This window comes from Enterobacter sp. RHBSTW-01064 (genome assembly GCF_014103035.1).
Lineage (GTDB): Bacteria > Pseudomonadota > Gammaproteobacteria > Enterobacterales > Enterobacteriaceae > Enterobacter > Enterobacter mori.
This window is the reverse complement of the sequence record NZ_JABXOU010000005.1, coordinates 402441-415329: the sequence shown is the minus strand read 5'-3', so window position 1 is coordinate 415329 and position 12889 is coordinate 402441. Positions and strand designations below refer to the sequence as shown.

Below are 12889 nucleotides of genomic sequence, written 5' to 3'. Positions count from 1 at the left end.
ATTCCGTAGAGCTCAACAGGAAATTATTGATTCATAAAAAGGCACCTTCACCGCGTTTGCGCACCTTAGCAGTGCAAACTCACCGCTCACAACGCCGTTTTCGCCACTCTGCAGCCTGGTACGCAAATTGCTGAATGTTTTTACACCCTGCAAAAGGAGAGAAGCATGAAAGCAATCGTTATTGGTGCGGGAATTGGCGGCCTGAGTGCCGCCGTCGCGCTGAAGAAAGCGGGCATCGACTGTACCGTGTTTGAAGCCGTAAGAGAGATCAGGCCCGTCGGCGCGGCCATCTCCATCTGGCCTAACGGCGTGAAATGCATGCAGCACCTCGGCATGGGCGACATCATCGAGACTTACGGCGGTCCGATGCGTTTTATGGCCTACAAAGATTACCGGCGCGGCGAGACCCTGACCCGCTTTAGCCTTGCCCCGCTGGTTGAGCGTACCGGCGGGCGTCCCTGCCCCGTCTCGCGCGCTGAACTCCAGCGCGAAATGCTGGACTTCTGGGGTCGCGACAGGGTGCAGTTCGGCAAGCGGGTGGAACACGTTCAGGAAGACGACACGGGCGTGAGCGTGACCTTTACCGATGGCAGCACGGCAACAGGCGATTTTCTGATTGCCGCCGACGGCAGCCACTCGGCGGTTCGTCCGTACGTGCTGGGATACACCCCGGAGCGCCGCTACGCCGGGTACGTGAACTGGAACGGGCTGGTGAAGATTGATGAAGAGATAGCCCCGGCGCACCAGTGGACCACCTTCGTTGGCGAAGGTAAACGCGTGTCGCTGATGCCCGTCTCCGGCGGTCGTTTCTACTTCTTTTTTGACGTGCCGCTGCCCGCGGGCCTGGCAGAGGATCGCACCACCCTGCGCGCCGATCTCACGGGCTACTTCCGCGGCTGGGCGCCGCCGGTGCAGACGCTTATCGCGGCGCTGGATCCCGAGACCACCAACCGCATTGAGATCCACGACATCGAGCCGTTCGACAGCCTGGTGCGCGGAAACGTTGCGCTGCTCGGCGATGCCGCGCACAGCACCACGCCGGACATCGGCCAGGGCGGCTGTGCGGCGATGGAAGATGCCGTGGTGCTGGGGGAATGCCTGCGTGAAAACCACAGCATTTCGCTGGCGCTGCGGCAGTACGAAGCGCTGCGCTGCGACCGGGTGCGCGACCTGGTGCTGAAGGCGCGTAAACGCTGCGACGTCACCCACGGGAAAGACATGGCGTTGACGCAGGCCTGGTATCAGGAGCTCAAAGAGGAGACCGGCGAGCGCATCATTAACGGTCTGTGCGAGACCATTCAGGGCGGCCCGTTAGGCTGAACGTAAGAGGGATAACGATGAAAAGAGAACCGACTCCACCCGCCCACTGCACGTTTGAGCCAGAGGACTGGCTGCGCCTGGCGAAATGCTGGCATCCGGTCGCGCGCGCCTGCGACGTCGGCCCGGCACCGCTCAAGGCGACCCTGCTGGATGAACAGCTGGTGATTTACTGGATTAACGACCAGGTCGTGGTCGCCCGTGACGTCTGCCCGCACCGCGGCGTGCCACTGACGCTCGGCTTTCACGACGAGCACGGGATTATCTGCCCCTATCACGGCCTCCGCTTTGGGGAGGACGGGCGCTGCAACCGTATTCCGTCCAGCCCCGACCAGCCCGTTCCGGCGAAGCTGAACCTGATTAACTACGCCGTGGAGGTGCGCTTCGGCCTGATCTGGACCTGCCTGGCGTTTGACCCGGACAATCCTGCGCCACTTCCCACCATGCCGCACTGGGATGACGCAGGCTTTCAGCAGATCAACTGCCCGGCGTTTGAGGTGAATGGCTTCGCCGGGCGACAGGTGGAGGGGTTTCTGGACGTGGCGCACTTTGCGTGGATCCACACTAATACCTTTGCCGATCCCAATAATCAGCTTGTGCCCGCCTATCAGCCACAGGAGACGCCGTTCGGCTTCGTGGCGGATTACTGGAGCTCCGTAAGCAACTATCCCGCCGGTTCACCCGTGCAGGTGCCAGAAGGGTTCCAGTGGCTGCGCCATTTTGAAATGCATCTGCCGTTTACCGCCACTCTGACGATTCATTTTCCGGGAGAGTCGAGACTGGTGATCATGAACGCCGCGTCGCCCGTGTCATCGCGCGTCACCCGCATGTTCGCCCCTATTGCGCGCAACCTTGACCTACATATTCCGGTGGAAGACGTGCATGCCTTTAACCTGCGCATCTTCGAAGAGGATCGCCTGATGGTGGAAACCCAGCGTCCGGAAAGCCTGCCGCTGGACCTGACGCTGGAAGCCCATATTCCCGCTGACAAAAGCTCAATAGCCTACCGTCGGGGACTAAAAAAAATGGGCTTTGGCGAGTTTTTCCTGGTATGACGGAGGCCGATATGCTGAGCGTGATTGTTGACGGGCTGTGGCGCGAGGGCGACAAAAGCCTCGCCGTCAGGCTGGTGTCTGAAGACGGTAAAGCACTGCCGACGTGGCAGCCCGGCGCCCACATTGATGTGCATCTGCCCTGCGGCGTGGTGCGCCAGTATTCCCTGACCGGGGCCTGTGAGGAAGAGAGCTACCTTATCTGCGTGGGCCGGGAAACTGCCTCGCGCGGCGGGTCGCGCTACGTTCACGAGACGCTGCGTCCCGGGCAGAAGCTGATGATTTCCGCCCCGCGCAATCTGTTTCCGCTTGGTCAGGCAGAGCGGGTTTTGCTCCTGGCGGCAGGAATTGGCATTACGCCGCTGTATGCGATGGCCCTGCAGCTGAAGGCAGCCGGAACGCCGTTTACCCTGCACTATTACGTCAGAAACCGCGAAAGCGCGGCGTTTGCGCGCGAGCTCTCGCAGTGCGGTGAGTGCATCATTCATACCGCCAGCCCGCGCACAGCGCTGGCAGAGCATCTTCCGGCGGCTGATGCGGGGCTTCACGCCTGGATCTGCGGTCCAGCAGGGTTTATGGAAAAAGTGCGGGAGGTGGCCACAGCGAAGGGATGGGTTGACGCCCATCTTCACAGCGAGGCGTTTCAGCCCGCTGCTCCTGCCGCAGGCGGTGAAACCGGCGAGATCTTCACGGTCAAACTGGCCTCCACCGGCGAGCGCTGGCCGGTGCCTGCGGATAAAACCATCGCCCAGGTATTGCAGGAAAACGGTGTAGACGTGCCGCTGTCGTGCGAAATGGGGATCTGTGGCGCGTGCCTGACGCCGGTGATTGACGGCGTGGTGGATCACCGGGATAGCGTGCAGTCGGAGGCGGAAAAAGGCGCGCCGGACCAGCAGGTGGCGCTGTGCTGTTCCCGAAGCCATTCCGGGGAACTGGTGATTGCGCTGTAAAACGAAAAAACCCTGCGATATTGCTATCGCAGGGTTTTCGAATTTGGCGGAAGCGTAGAGATTCGAACTCTAGAACCCTTTCGGGTCGCCGGTTTTCAAGACCGGTGCCTTCAACCGCTCGGCCACGCTTCCAAAGTGAGGCGCACTATAAACACCTATTAGCGCCTTGTAAAGCAGGAATTTTTCGATTTCTACGCGCCTGCGCAAAACTCATTCAGCCGAGGTGTAAAACGCAGGGCCTGCTCCCCCGTGGCCAGCGTGCGTATGGCTGCTTTTAACGGGAATGAAACCGTCTACTTCTGGTATTTCTCCTACACTTTAGAGGTTCTACCGGTACGGTGAACGCGAAAAAGCCGGATCAATCAGGGCGATGAGGATTCAAGCCTTTCAGCCTGCGATCATGTTGCCTTTAACTGAGGAGTTTGCGGTATGGCATTCGTAACAACGAAAGACGGCGTCAACATTTTCTACAAAGACTGGGGATCAAAAGAGGCGCAACCCATTGTTTTCCATCACGGCTGGCCGTTGAGTGCCGACGACTGGGATAACCAGATGCTCTTCTTCCTTGCGGAAGGCTATCGCGTTATCGCTATCGACCGTCGCGGTCATGGGCGTTCGGATCAGGTGAGTGAAGGCCACGATATGGATCATTATGCCTCCGATGCGTCGGCCGTGGTTGAAAGCCTGGACCTGCGCAACGCCGTGCACGTCGGCCACTCCACCGGCGGCGGCCAGGTCGCCCGCTACGTTGCACAGTACGGACAACCGCAGGGGCGCGTCGCCAAAGCGGTGCTCGTCAGCGCCGTCCCGCCTCTGATGGTAAAAACGGACGCTAACCCCGGTGGGACGCCCATCGAGGTTTTCGACGGCTTCCGCAAAGCGCTGGCGGCTAACCGCGCCCAGTTTTACCTCGACGTCGCCAGCGGTCCTTTCTACGGCTTTAATCGGGACGGGGCCGACGTTTCGCAGGGCACCATTCAGAACTGGTGGCGCCAGGGAATGATCGGAAGTGCCAAGGCTCACTATGAGGGAATAAAGGCGTTTTCAGAGACCGACCAGACGGAGGATTTAAAAGCCATCACGGTTCCCGTACTGGTGCTGCAGGGCGACGACGATCAGGTCGTGCCGTATAAAAATGCCTCTCTACTGCAGGACAAGCTGCTGGCGAACAGCGTACTGAAAGTTTATCCGGGCTTCCCGCACGGGATGCATACCACTCATGCGGATATTATCAACGCGGACATTCTGGCCTTTATCCGCTCATAACGCCGCGTTTCTTGCCGGGTGGCGCTGCGCTTTCCCGGCCTAGATTTCGCACGATCCACCGTAGGCCAACGCCACCCAAGGGTGGCGTTGTTTATTCCGTTTACCGATTATCCAGCTCGGCGCGAACGTTGTTCAGCCCGGTGGTATTGATGCGATAAGGCTGCCCGTTCACGGATCGGATCAGCTTTTTAGTGCGGAGTTTTTTAAAGACGTTAAGCGTGCAGTCGCTCAGCACCAGCCCTTCACGGGTGTAGCACTCAACGGACGTGACGCGGCCAGAACTGTTGCGGACGTGCACAATACGTCCACCTTTGGCGAGAACGTGTAAGGTTCGTTGTTCCTGACGGGATAAATTCATACTGGAAAACCTGTGTAATCATCATGCGTAAAAACGAGCCCACACCCGCAGGTGCGTGCGTAAGGTTTAAGCGCAGCGATAACCAGTCCGTCCTGAAAAGGGCGGGAAACTGATTATCTGATGAAAACATTCTCCAGCATCAAAGCCTCGGTGAGAGATAGCAAGATATTTACGGCGTGAATGATAACGCCTGTTTTATATAGGGGAATAGCGGTTTTTTAAAAATGTGAGCCGGATCGGCCAATGCAAAAGAAAAACCCCAGATTGACGAGCAACCTGGGGTTTAAATTTGGCGGAAGCGTAGAGATTCGAACTCTAGAACCCTTTCGGGTCGCCGGTTTTCAAGACCGGTGCCTTCAACCGCTCGGCCACGCTTCCTAAGTGAGGCGAACTATAAACACCTCGCTGCGTGCTGTAAAGAGCCACGGCTTTCGTTCGCTTTAAAAATAGCCAATACGCGTTTAATCGGTTGAATTGACAACGTATTGGCCATTTTCTCAGCACAACATGCAGCATTCAGGCTTAGTGCTTCTTGATGTACATATCTTTGGTGTAGTAGTACCCCAGCTTATCCGGCGTGAATCCGCCCACCCACGGTTTCACCAGGTGTGTACGGACGTAGTGATAGACCGGGATCGCAGGCACGTCGCGCCCTAAAAGATCCTCTGCCTGCTGGTAGAATTTACCGCGCTCTTCCGGCGTTTTCGCTTTCGCCGCATTGACTAACGCCTGGTCATACTCCGGGTTGCTGTACTGGCTGGTGTTTTCACTGTCTCCGGTACGGTAGTTGTTGAGGAAGGTCGCCGCATCATCGTAATCCGCAATCCAGGCGTAGCGCACCACGTCAAAGTTGTGGGTGTGCATGGTATCCAGCATGGTTTTCCACTCCTGATTTTGCAGCTTCGCCTCCACGCCGAGATTTTTCTTCCACATTGAGCTGGCCGCGATGGCAATGCGCTGGTGCGATTCAGACGTGTTGTAGAGCAGATTAAAGCGCAGCGGGTGGCTGGCGTTAAAACCGGCTTCGTCCAGCAGTTTTTTGGCTTCGGCAATACGTTTTTCCATCGGCCAGCTGGCGTAATCCGGGTTTTTTAGCGTGATACCGCCGATATCCGGCTGGCTGACGAGCCACGCCGGGCGCTGCCCCTGCCCTAACACTTTCTCCGCGATGATGTCTTTATCCAGCGCCATGTTCAGCGCCCTACGCACGCGGGCATCATTAAACGGCGGACGGGTGGTATTGAACTCATACCAGTACGTGGCAAGCTGTGGAGAAACATCCAGTTCGCTGCCCAGCGTTTTCTTGAGCTGCGCAAACTGATTGATCGGCACCGTATAAACGATGTCGATTTCACCGGCCTTATAGCGGTTCACATCCGCGGCTTCAGACGAGATGGGCAGGTACGTCACTTTATTGATAACGGTATGCGCGTTATCCCAGTAGCGCGGGTTGCGCTCGGCCACAATGCGCTCGTTGACCACCCACTGCGACAGTTTATAAGCACCGCTGCTGACGAAATGCTCGGGTTTGGTCCATTTATCACCGAAACGCCCAATCAGCACTTTATCCACCGGCACCAGCGACGGGTGCGCCAGCATCGCCAGGAAAGCGGCATTTGGCTGGGTGAGCGTGACTTCAAGCGTAGTGTCGTTGATGGCTTTCACACCCAGTTTATCGGGCGCTTGTTTACCCTGCGCAATCTCTGCGGCGTTGATGATGTGCATGTTGCCCGGATAGCTGGCGTACGGCGAAGCGGTTTTAGGGTCGACCAGACGCTGCCAGCTCCAGACCACATCTTCTGCAGTAATGGCGGTGCCGTCGCTCCAGGTGATGCCAGGACGCAGATGGAACGTCCAGACGGTATTGTTTTTGTTCTCCCATTTCTCCGCCAGCCGCGGCTGGATCTCACCGTTCGGAGAAACGCTGACCAGCCCTTCGAATAAATCGCTGATAATATTGAATTCGACATCGCTTTCGACTTTATGCGGGTCAAGCGATGAGGGTTCACTGCCGTTGTTCCTGACCAGTTCCTGCTTCTCTGCCAGTTGCGTTCCTGCCGGCACGTTAGCCGCCCAGCTTGCCGTGCTGGTGCACAGTATGGCCGCGGTTAACAAAGAGAGTGTAAAGTTAGTGCGTGTTTGTGGTTTCATATCCTTCGCCTTATTGTCTGTTTTATGACGATCCGGGAATAACTCTTAGCGCCCGCATTGAAATAAGGCAATATTTTTCAGTAACCTATAAGAGGTTGATCTGAATAAAATTAGTAATCCGCTGTTCATCCTGTGGGAAATGATTTTCGCAGAAGAAATAACCAGCATCAGCGCTAACGTGCTGAGTAAAGATGGGTAAAACCACTTTGAGACTGGCGCACCGTTTCCTATTCTTGCCGTTAATTACATCTGTCATAAGAGAGTGACTCATGGATCGTATAATTACATCTTCACGCGACCGCACATCGCTACTCAGTACCCATAAGGTGCTGCGCAATACCTATTTCATGCTTAGCCTGACGCTGGCGTTTTCGGCGATCACCGCCACCGCCAGCACCGTGCTGATGCTGCCGTCTCCGGGGCTGATCCTGACGCTGGTGGGGATGTATGGTCTGATGTTCCTGACCTACAAAACCGCTGACAAACCGGTTGGTATTCTGTCTGCGTTTGCCTTCACTGGCTTCCTGGGCTACATCCTGGGGCCGATGCTGAATGCGTATCTGTCTGCCGGGATGGGCGACCTTATCGGTATGGCGCTGGGCGGTACGGCACTGGTGTTCTTCTGCTGTTCGGCCTACGTACTCACTACCCGTAAGGACATGTCCTTCCTCGGCGGTATGCTGATGGCGGGTATCGTGGTCGTGCTGGTGGGTATGGTGGCAAACATCTTCCTGCAGCTGCCTGCCCTGCACCTGGCGATTAGCGCCGTGTTTATTCTGATTTCTTCAGGTGCCATCCTGTTTGAAACCAGCAACATCATTCGCGGCGGTGAGACGAACTATATCCGCGCTACCGTGAGCCTGTACGTGTCGCTGTATAACATCTTCGTCAGCCTGCTGAGCATTCTGGGCTTCGCCAGCCGCGATTAAAGCCACAGAGCTATGTAAACCTGGCCCCGCTTATGCGGGGCTTTGTTTTTTGATACACTGCTGCGGTTTTTGACTGATGCGTGAATGATTATGTTGAGTTTTGAAGGCAAAGAGATCGAGACCGATAACGACGGTTATCTCAAAGAGAGTGGCCAGTGGAGCGAAGCGCTGGCAGCGGTGATTGCGGAGAAAGAGGGTATCGTCCTCTCCCCCGAACACTGGGAAGTGGTGCGTTTTGTGCGCGAGTTCTATCTCGAATTCAACACCTCTCCGGCTATTCGTATGCTGGTCAAAGCCATGGCCAATAAATTCGGCGAAGAGAAAGGTAACAGCCGTTATCTGTATCGCCTGTTTCCAAAAGGCCCGGCAAAACAGGCAACAAAGATTGCTGGCTTGCCTAAGCCGGTGAAGTGCATTTAATAGCGAATACCGAAGTTAACGTACTCCCGACCGGGTTGATGCGGTTCCGTTAAAACCTTATCAACCCGCGCACTTCGCGGCCCGCCCGCTTTCAGCCACGCCACCAGCTTCTCAACCTGTTCTTCTTCACCACAGGCCAGTACCTCTACGCTGCCGTCGTCCATATTACGTGCATATCCCGTTAACCCTAGCTGTACGGCTTCGCGCTGGGTACTGTAACGGAAGCCGACACCCTGAACGACGCCGTAAACCCAGGCGATGGTGCACACGTTTGACATCGTTATTCTCCTTATCCGTCCGGAGCGCAGCCCGCCCCTCTTTCTATTCGAATTCAAAGAATAGCAAATTATGCCGGTTTTTAAATCGTCTCAAAATATGGTATCAAAATAACAGGATAAACAGATGAATTTTAGGAAAAACCTATGCCACCATCAGATTATTTCTTTGAGAAGCTGGAAACGAAAGCCGGGTTAAATTACATATTACGCGCACAGGAAAAAGTGCCGGAAGGTGGAATGTACATCAAGCCACATATGCATCTCGAACATGAAATAATGTGGTTTTACAAAGCCAGAGGCAGCTATAGTATTGGCCGTGAAAAATTCGCTCTCCAGAATAATACGCTTGTCTATGTCAGCCCACTCACGCTGCATGATATGGAACTGGATTTTACGGCAGACCATGAACGTTTTATCTTACAATATGATCATACTGCGCTCAGCAATCTGAAATATCCAGTACCCGCCCTGGAATCACATACGGGTGTCGTTTCCTGCCTGGAGGAAAAGGATGCAGAAAGATTACAATTTATTTTCAAATGGTTCTCAGAAGTCAATGAGACGGCCTATTCTGAAAAAGAAATTAAGCCGTTAATGATTTTGTTACTCAGCACCGTTCTGCAGCATGCCGAAAACGCAACCAAAATCGCCACAGAGACGGATCATCAATCCATCTTTGCGGTTATTATCTCTTTTGTGATCAACCTGGAAACGCAAACCTCATTTACGATGAGTTTGAACGAAGCCGCTGAATCGGTCGGACTCTCACCCAGTCATTTTTCCAGAACGTTTAAAAAAATTATGCAGGTGAGTTTTAAGGAATATCTTCTGCGAAAGAAAATCGCCCTGTCAATACAGCTGTTGCGTAATACAGAACTTAGCATCACCGACATTGCTTACAAATGTGAGTTTACAGATGCTGCGTACTATTGCTTCCAGTTCAGAAGGGTTATCGGCGTTACACCTAAAAAATTCAGGAACAGCAATCTGACATCAGAACAGTTAAAAACCGGTCATAACGTGCAGCTTTAAGCGTAAAACCGCGTCGTTGATAAAACTGTGATCGGCACAAATCTACCTGCGCAAAAAAATTATATAAAAGCATCTTTCTCATACATTTTTTTATGCTCTTAATATTTATCTTTTAACCTGAGACTGGCCACTCATTTCGGATTCGTACTCATCCTGATTAAAAGGTATTTATTATGAGAAAAATAGGATTCAAAGAAAAGATTGGTTATGGATTAGGTGATGGTGCGTCCAATATTATCTGGCAAACGATAATGCTTTTCATGGCCTACTTTTATACAGATATCTACGGACTAAGCGCTTTTCATATGGGGACCATGTTCCTGGTCGTCAGAGCGTTTGATGCCATTGCCGACGTGTACATTGGCTATCTGGCCGACCATACTCAGACCCGGTACGGTCAGTTCAGACCTTATCTCCTCTGGTTCTCGCTGCCCTTCGGTATTTTTGGTGCCCTGACGTTTTATACACCCGATTTTGGCGAGACGGCCAAAATTGTCTATGCGTATGTGTCTTATACTGCCCTCTCGCTTTTTTATTCCCTCGTTAACGTTCCCTACTGCGCGCTGATTAATAACATTTCCAGTGATGCAAAAGAACGGGTTTCAATGCAGTCTTATCGTTTTGCCTTCGCTGCTTTAGGAGGGATTATTGTTTCCGTCGTGGCGCTACCATTAACCAAAATTTTGGGTGAAGGCGATCTACAGAAAGGCTATTTTCTGGCGATGGTGATTATGGGGGCGATCAGCACTATCATGTTTTACTGTTGCTTTGCCATGACCAGGGAACATTACACGAAAGCGGTGGATAAAAAACGTAACTTTCGTGGCATCTATGATGATCTGACCGTCGTGGTGAAAGATCATAACTGGCGCTGTATTTTCAGCCTCAATATTGCAAGCCTTATCGCTGGCATCCTGAAAACGGGCGGAGCCATTTACTTCGTTAGCTATTATCTGAAAAGACCCGATTTAGTGGGACTTGTGCTTATTATTATTCTCTGCACCCGATTTGTGGGCGCATTGTCGACAACGCTATTATATAAAAATTATGACCGGGTATTGTCATATAAAATTTCGTTAATTATACAAGCCATTATCTTAATTATTCTTTTCGCCATTCCTGCAGAATACGTCCTGCCGGTTTGCCTGGTGATCTGCCTGATTCATTTCATCGACGCCAGTTCTGCCCCCCTGCAATGGAGCCTGCTCAGTGACATCATTGATAACGTTGAAAAACAGTCAAACATTTCGCTGAGTGGCTTAGTTTTCTCAACCAATCTTTTCGCTATAAAGATTGGCATTGCGGTTGGCGGTGCCATCATTGGCTGGCTGCTCACCGTGGGCGGCTATGTAGGCAGTGCTGCGATCCAAACCGATCTCGCCATTCTGATTGTGCGGCTTATCTTTACGCTTATTCCCGCTGCTTTTGTCTTCATGATGTACCTCATCATGAGGCAATACCGGACCCATAATGCGTTACAGGCCTGACGTTACCACCGCTATTTTCATAACAGGAATCGAAGATGACCATAATAACTAACCCCATTATCCCAGGCTTTAATCCGGACCCCTCTATTATAAGAGTGGGTGAGGCGTATTACTTAGCAACATCGACATTTGAATGGTTTCCAGGTATTTGTTTGTATAAATCATACGATCTCAAAAACTGGCGGCTGATTTCTCATCCCCTGAAGCGGAAAAGTCAGTTGGACATGCGCGGGAATCCGAATTCCGGCGGAATCTATGCGCCATGCCTCAGCTACGATGCCGGAAAATTTTATCTCATCTATACCGATGTCAAAAACGTGAGCGGTCGTTTCTGGGACCCGAATAACTTTATCGTGACCACGGACGATATCGAAGGTGAATGGTCTGAGCCAACGTATCTCAATAGCAGAGGGATTGATCCCTCACTGTTCCACCACAGTGACGGTACGAAATGGCTTGTGAGCATGGAGATGAGCTACAGGGACGGCGGGGAGGCAGGATTCCCCAAGTGGAATGGCATTATCATCCAACAATACGATGAGCAGAATAGTCGCTTAACCGGCGAGTGCCGTAAAATTTTCGCCGGTACCGCGTTGGGCATCACCGAAGGGCCACACATTTATGAGTTGAACGGCTGGTTCTATTTGTTAGTGGCCGAAGGCGGGACGTTTTATAACCATGGCGTCACGCTGGCGCGCTCCCGGCATCTGTTTGGCCCCTACGAAACCGATCCCATCGGGCAAATGATGACATCTCGCTTTGATTGCCGTTTACCTTTACAGCGCGTCGGCCATGCGGATCTTTTTGATAACGCTCTGGGCGAATGGTTTATTGTGCATTTATGCGGGCGACCGTTGCCCTCAAAAGGACGCAGCCCGATGGGTCGAGAAACCGCTATTCAGCAGGTTTACTGGACGGAGGATGGCTGGCTGCGCTTAACAAATAACAGCATTACGCCAGAATTAACGGTGCAGACGCGCCTGAAAGAACGTCCGTGGCCAACGCCGCCAGCCCGGGATGAGTTCGATACGCCGGAGCTGCCCCTCCACTATCAGTCGTTACGCATCCCCTTAAGCGAGGAAATGTGCACGCTTACGGAAAGGCGCGGATGGTTACGGTTGCGGGGTTATGAATCCCTGAGTTCACAGCACTATCAAAGCCTGCTGGCAAGAAGACAAACCGATTTTATATTTACCGCTCAGACATGCGTAGATTTTAAGCCTCACTCTTTCCAGCAGATGGCCGGGCTGGTCTGCTTTTACGACACCACCAACTACGTTTATCTGAACATATCCTGTAACGACGCGGGAGAACGGACGGTCAATTTGATGGTTAATGACCTGAACCGATTCTCCTTACCGACAGGAGAAGGGGTAAAAATTGCCGCAGAAGGTCTGGTTTACCTCAGAGTCTGCGTCAAAGATGATGGTGCTCTTTTTTACTATTCACTCGATGAAAAAAAATGGATCCCGATTGGGGGTTATGTTGAATACAGCAAACTGTCCGATGAATATTTTAAGGAACGTGGCATAGAGCGCTTCACCGGTGCCTTTGTCGGGATGTGCTGTCAGGATTTCACGGGCGAACATATCCCGGCCGATTTTGACTACTTTGCCTATTTCCCGGAAGATTTTTAGTTAAGGGCGCGC

General features: G+C 53.1%; 12 protein-coding genes and 2 tRNA genes. 9 read left to right on the top strand and 5 right to left on the bottom strand.

Translation table 11 applies throughout. The features are described from left to right. Nucleotides 1-165: 165 nt before the first annotated feature. From hpxO to HV355_RS17275, 3 genes are read left to right on the top strand one after another with little or no spacing between them, the layout of a single operon-like run. A complete protein-coding gene (hpxO, locus tag HV355_RS17285; RefSeq protein ID WP_182402808.1) occupies nt 166-1320 on the top strand; it encodes an FAD-dependent urate hydroxylase HpxO in 1155 nt (384 codons plus the stop codon). Between the two features lie 17 nt (nt 1321-1337). Beyond that, a complete protein-coding gene (gene hpxD / locus HV355_RS17280) occupies nt 1338-2372 on the top strand; it encodes a molybdenum cofactor-independent xanthine hydroxylase subunit HpxD (RefSeq protein ID WP_182402806.1) in 1035 nt (344 codons plus the stop codon). 11 nt (nt 2373-2383) lie between these two features. Next, a complete protein-coding gene (locus tag HV355_RS17275; RefSeq protein ID WP_249420873.1) occupies nt 2384-3319 on the top strand; it encodes a PDR/VanB family oxidoreductase in 936 nt (311 codons plus the stop codon). 44 nt (nt 3320-3363) lie between these two features. On the opposite strand, the gene HV355_RS17270 is transcribed toward HV355_RS17275, so the two are convergent. Then, nucleotides 3364-3451 (bottom strand) — tRNA-Ser (locus HV355_RS17270). Nucleotides 3452-3748: 297 nt separating this feature from the next. Between HV355_RS17270 and HV355_RS17265 the strand changes: the two genes are divergently transcribed. Continuing rightward, nucleotides 3749-4585: an alpha/beta hydrolase gene (locus HV355_RS17265; RefSeq protein ID WP_182402802.1), complete on the top strand. Its 837-nt coding sequence runs from the start codon at nt 3749-3751 to the stop codon at nt 4583-4585. A gap of 100 nt (nt 4586-4685) precedes the next feature. Here HV355_RS17265 and HV355_RS17260 read toward each other — a convergent pair whose 3' ends face one another. The 3 genes from HV355_RS17260 to HV355_RS17250 all read right to left on the bottom strand — a co-directional run bounded on the left by HV355_RS17260 (nt 4686) and on the right by HV355_RS17250 (nt 7094). Continuing rightward, complete coding sequence (locus HV355_RS17260; RefSeq protein ID WP_126816801.1) at nt 4686-4943, bottom strand: YjhX family toxin; 258 nt, start codon at nt 4941-4943, stop codon at nt 4686-4688. 290 nt (nt 4944-5233) lie between these two features. Continuing rightward, a tRNA-Ser gene (locus tag HV355_RS17255) sits at nt 5234-5321 on the bottom strand. A gap of 144 nt (nt 5322-5465) precedes the next feature. Continuing rightward, the gene (locus HV355_RS17250) at nt 5466-7094 is read right to left on the bottom strand and encodes an ABC transporter substrate-binding protein (protein ID WP_182402800.1); all 1629 of its coding nucleotides are present in this window, start codon (nt 7092-7094) and stop codon (nt 5466-5468) included. A gap of 269 nt (nt 7095-7363) precedes the next feature. Here HV355_RS17250 and yccA point away from each other — a divergent pair, with 269 nt between their 5' ends. Both yccA and tusE read left to right on the top strand, forming a co-directional pair. Continuing rightward, nucleotides 7364-8023 carry an FtsH protease modulator YccA gene (gene yccA / locus HV355_RS17245; protein ID WP_108416034.1) on the top strand — a complete coding sequence of 220 codons (660 nt, stop codon included), beginning with the start codon at nt 7364-7366 and terminating at the stop codon, nt 8021-8023. 90 nt (nt 8024-8113) lie between these two features. Beyond that, on the top strand, nt 8114-8443 hold the full coding sequence (gene tusE, locus HV355_RS17240) for a sulfurtransferase TusE (RefSeq protein WP_010429378.1): 330 nt from the start codon (nt 8114-8116) through the stop codon (nt 8441-8443). Here tusE and yccX read toward each other — a convergent pair. Further along, a complete protein-coding gene (gene yccX, locus HV355_RS17235) occupies nt 8440-8721 on the bottom strand; it encodes an acylphosphatase (RefSeq protein ID WP_108416033.1) in 282 nt (93 codons plus the stop codon). The genes tusE and yccX overlap by 4 nt on opposite strands. 144 nt (nt 8722-8865) lie before the next feature. Between yccX and HV355_RS17230 the strand changes: the two genes are divergently transcribed. The 3 genes from HV355_RS17230 to HV355_RS17220 all read left to right on the top strand — a co-directional run bounded on the left by HV355_RS17230 (nt 8866) and on the right by HV355_RS17220 (nt 12877). Then, nucleotides 8866-9753, top strand: coding sequence for a helix-turn-helix transcriptional regulator (locus tag HV355_RS17230; RefSeq protein WP_089598382.1), 888 nt, complete (start codon nt 8866-8868; stop codon nt 9751-9753). 173 nt (nt 9754-9926) lie between these two features. After that, nucleotides 9927-11240, top strand: a complete 1314-nt coding sequence (locus HV355_RS17225) for a glycoside-pentoside-hexuronide (GPH):cation symporter (protein WP_182402798.1) — start codon at nt 9927-9929, stop codon at nt 11238-11240. Between the two features lie 35 nt (nt 11241-11275). Beyond that, nucleotides 11276-12877, top strand: coding sequence for a glycoside hydrolase family 43 protein (locus tag HV355_RS17220; RefSeq protein ID WP_182402796.1), 1602 nt, complete (start codon nt 11276-11278; stop codon nt 12875-12877). Nucleotides 12878-12889 lie beyond the last annotated feature (12 nt).

What these genes read in the sequence shown, in the direction of transcription:
- hpxO (WP_182402808.1), top strand. Translation starts at nt 166, where the DNA reads ATGAAAGCAATCGTTATTGGTGCGGGAATTGGCGGCCTGAGTGCCGCC.
- hpxD (WP_182402806.1), top strand. Translation starts at nt 1,338, where the DNA reads ATGAAAAGAGAACCGACTCCACCCGCCCACTGCACGTTTGAGCCAGAG.
- HV355_RS17275 (WP_249420873.1), top strand. Translation starts at nt 2,384, where the DNA reads ATGCTGAGCGTGATTGTTGACGGGCTGTGGCGCGAGGGCGACAAAAGC.
- HV355_RS17265 (WP_182402802.1), top strand. Translation starts at nt 3,749, where the DNA reads ATGGCATTCGTAACAACGAAAGACGGCGTCAACATTTTCTACAAAGAC.
- HV355_RS17260 (WP_126816801.1), bottom strand. Translation starts at nt 4,943, where the DNA reads ATGAATTTATCCCGTCAGGAACAACGAACCTTACACGTTCTCGCCAAA.
- HV355_RS17250 (WP_182402800.1), bottom strand. Translation starts at nt 7,094, where the DNA reads ATGAAACCACAAACACGCACTAACTTTACACTCTCTTTGTTAACCGCG.
- yccA (WP_108416034.1), top strand. Translation starts at nt 7,364, where the DNA reads ATGGATCGTATAATTACATCTTCACGCGACCGCACATCGCTACTCAGT.
- tusE (WP_010429378.1), top strand. Translation starts at nt 8,114, where the DNA reads ATGTTGAGTTTTGAAGGCAAAGAGATCGAGACCGATAACGACGGTTAT.
- yccX (WP_108416033.1), bottom strand. Translation starts at nt 8,721, where the DNA reads ATGTCAAACGTGTGCACCATCGCCTGGGTTTACGGCGTCGTTCAGGGT.
- HV355_RS17230 (WP_089598382.1), top strand. Translation starts at nt 8,866, where the DNA reads ATGCCACCATCAGATTATTTCTTTGAGAAGCTGGAAACGAAAGCCGGG.
- HV355_RS17225 (WP_182402798.1), top strand. Translation starts at nt 9,927, where the DNA reads ATGAGAAAAATAGGATTCAAAGAAAAGATTGGTTATGGATTAGGTGAT.
- HV355_RS17220 (WP_182402796.1), top strand. Translation starts at nt 11,276, where the DNA reads ATGACCATAATAACTAACCCCATTATCCCAGGCTTTAATCCGGACCCC.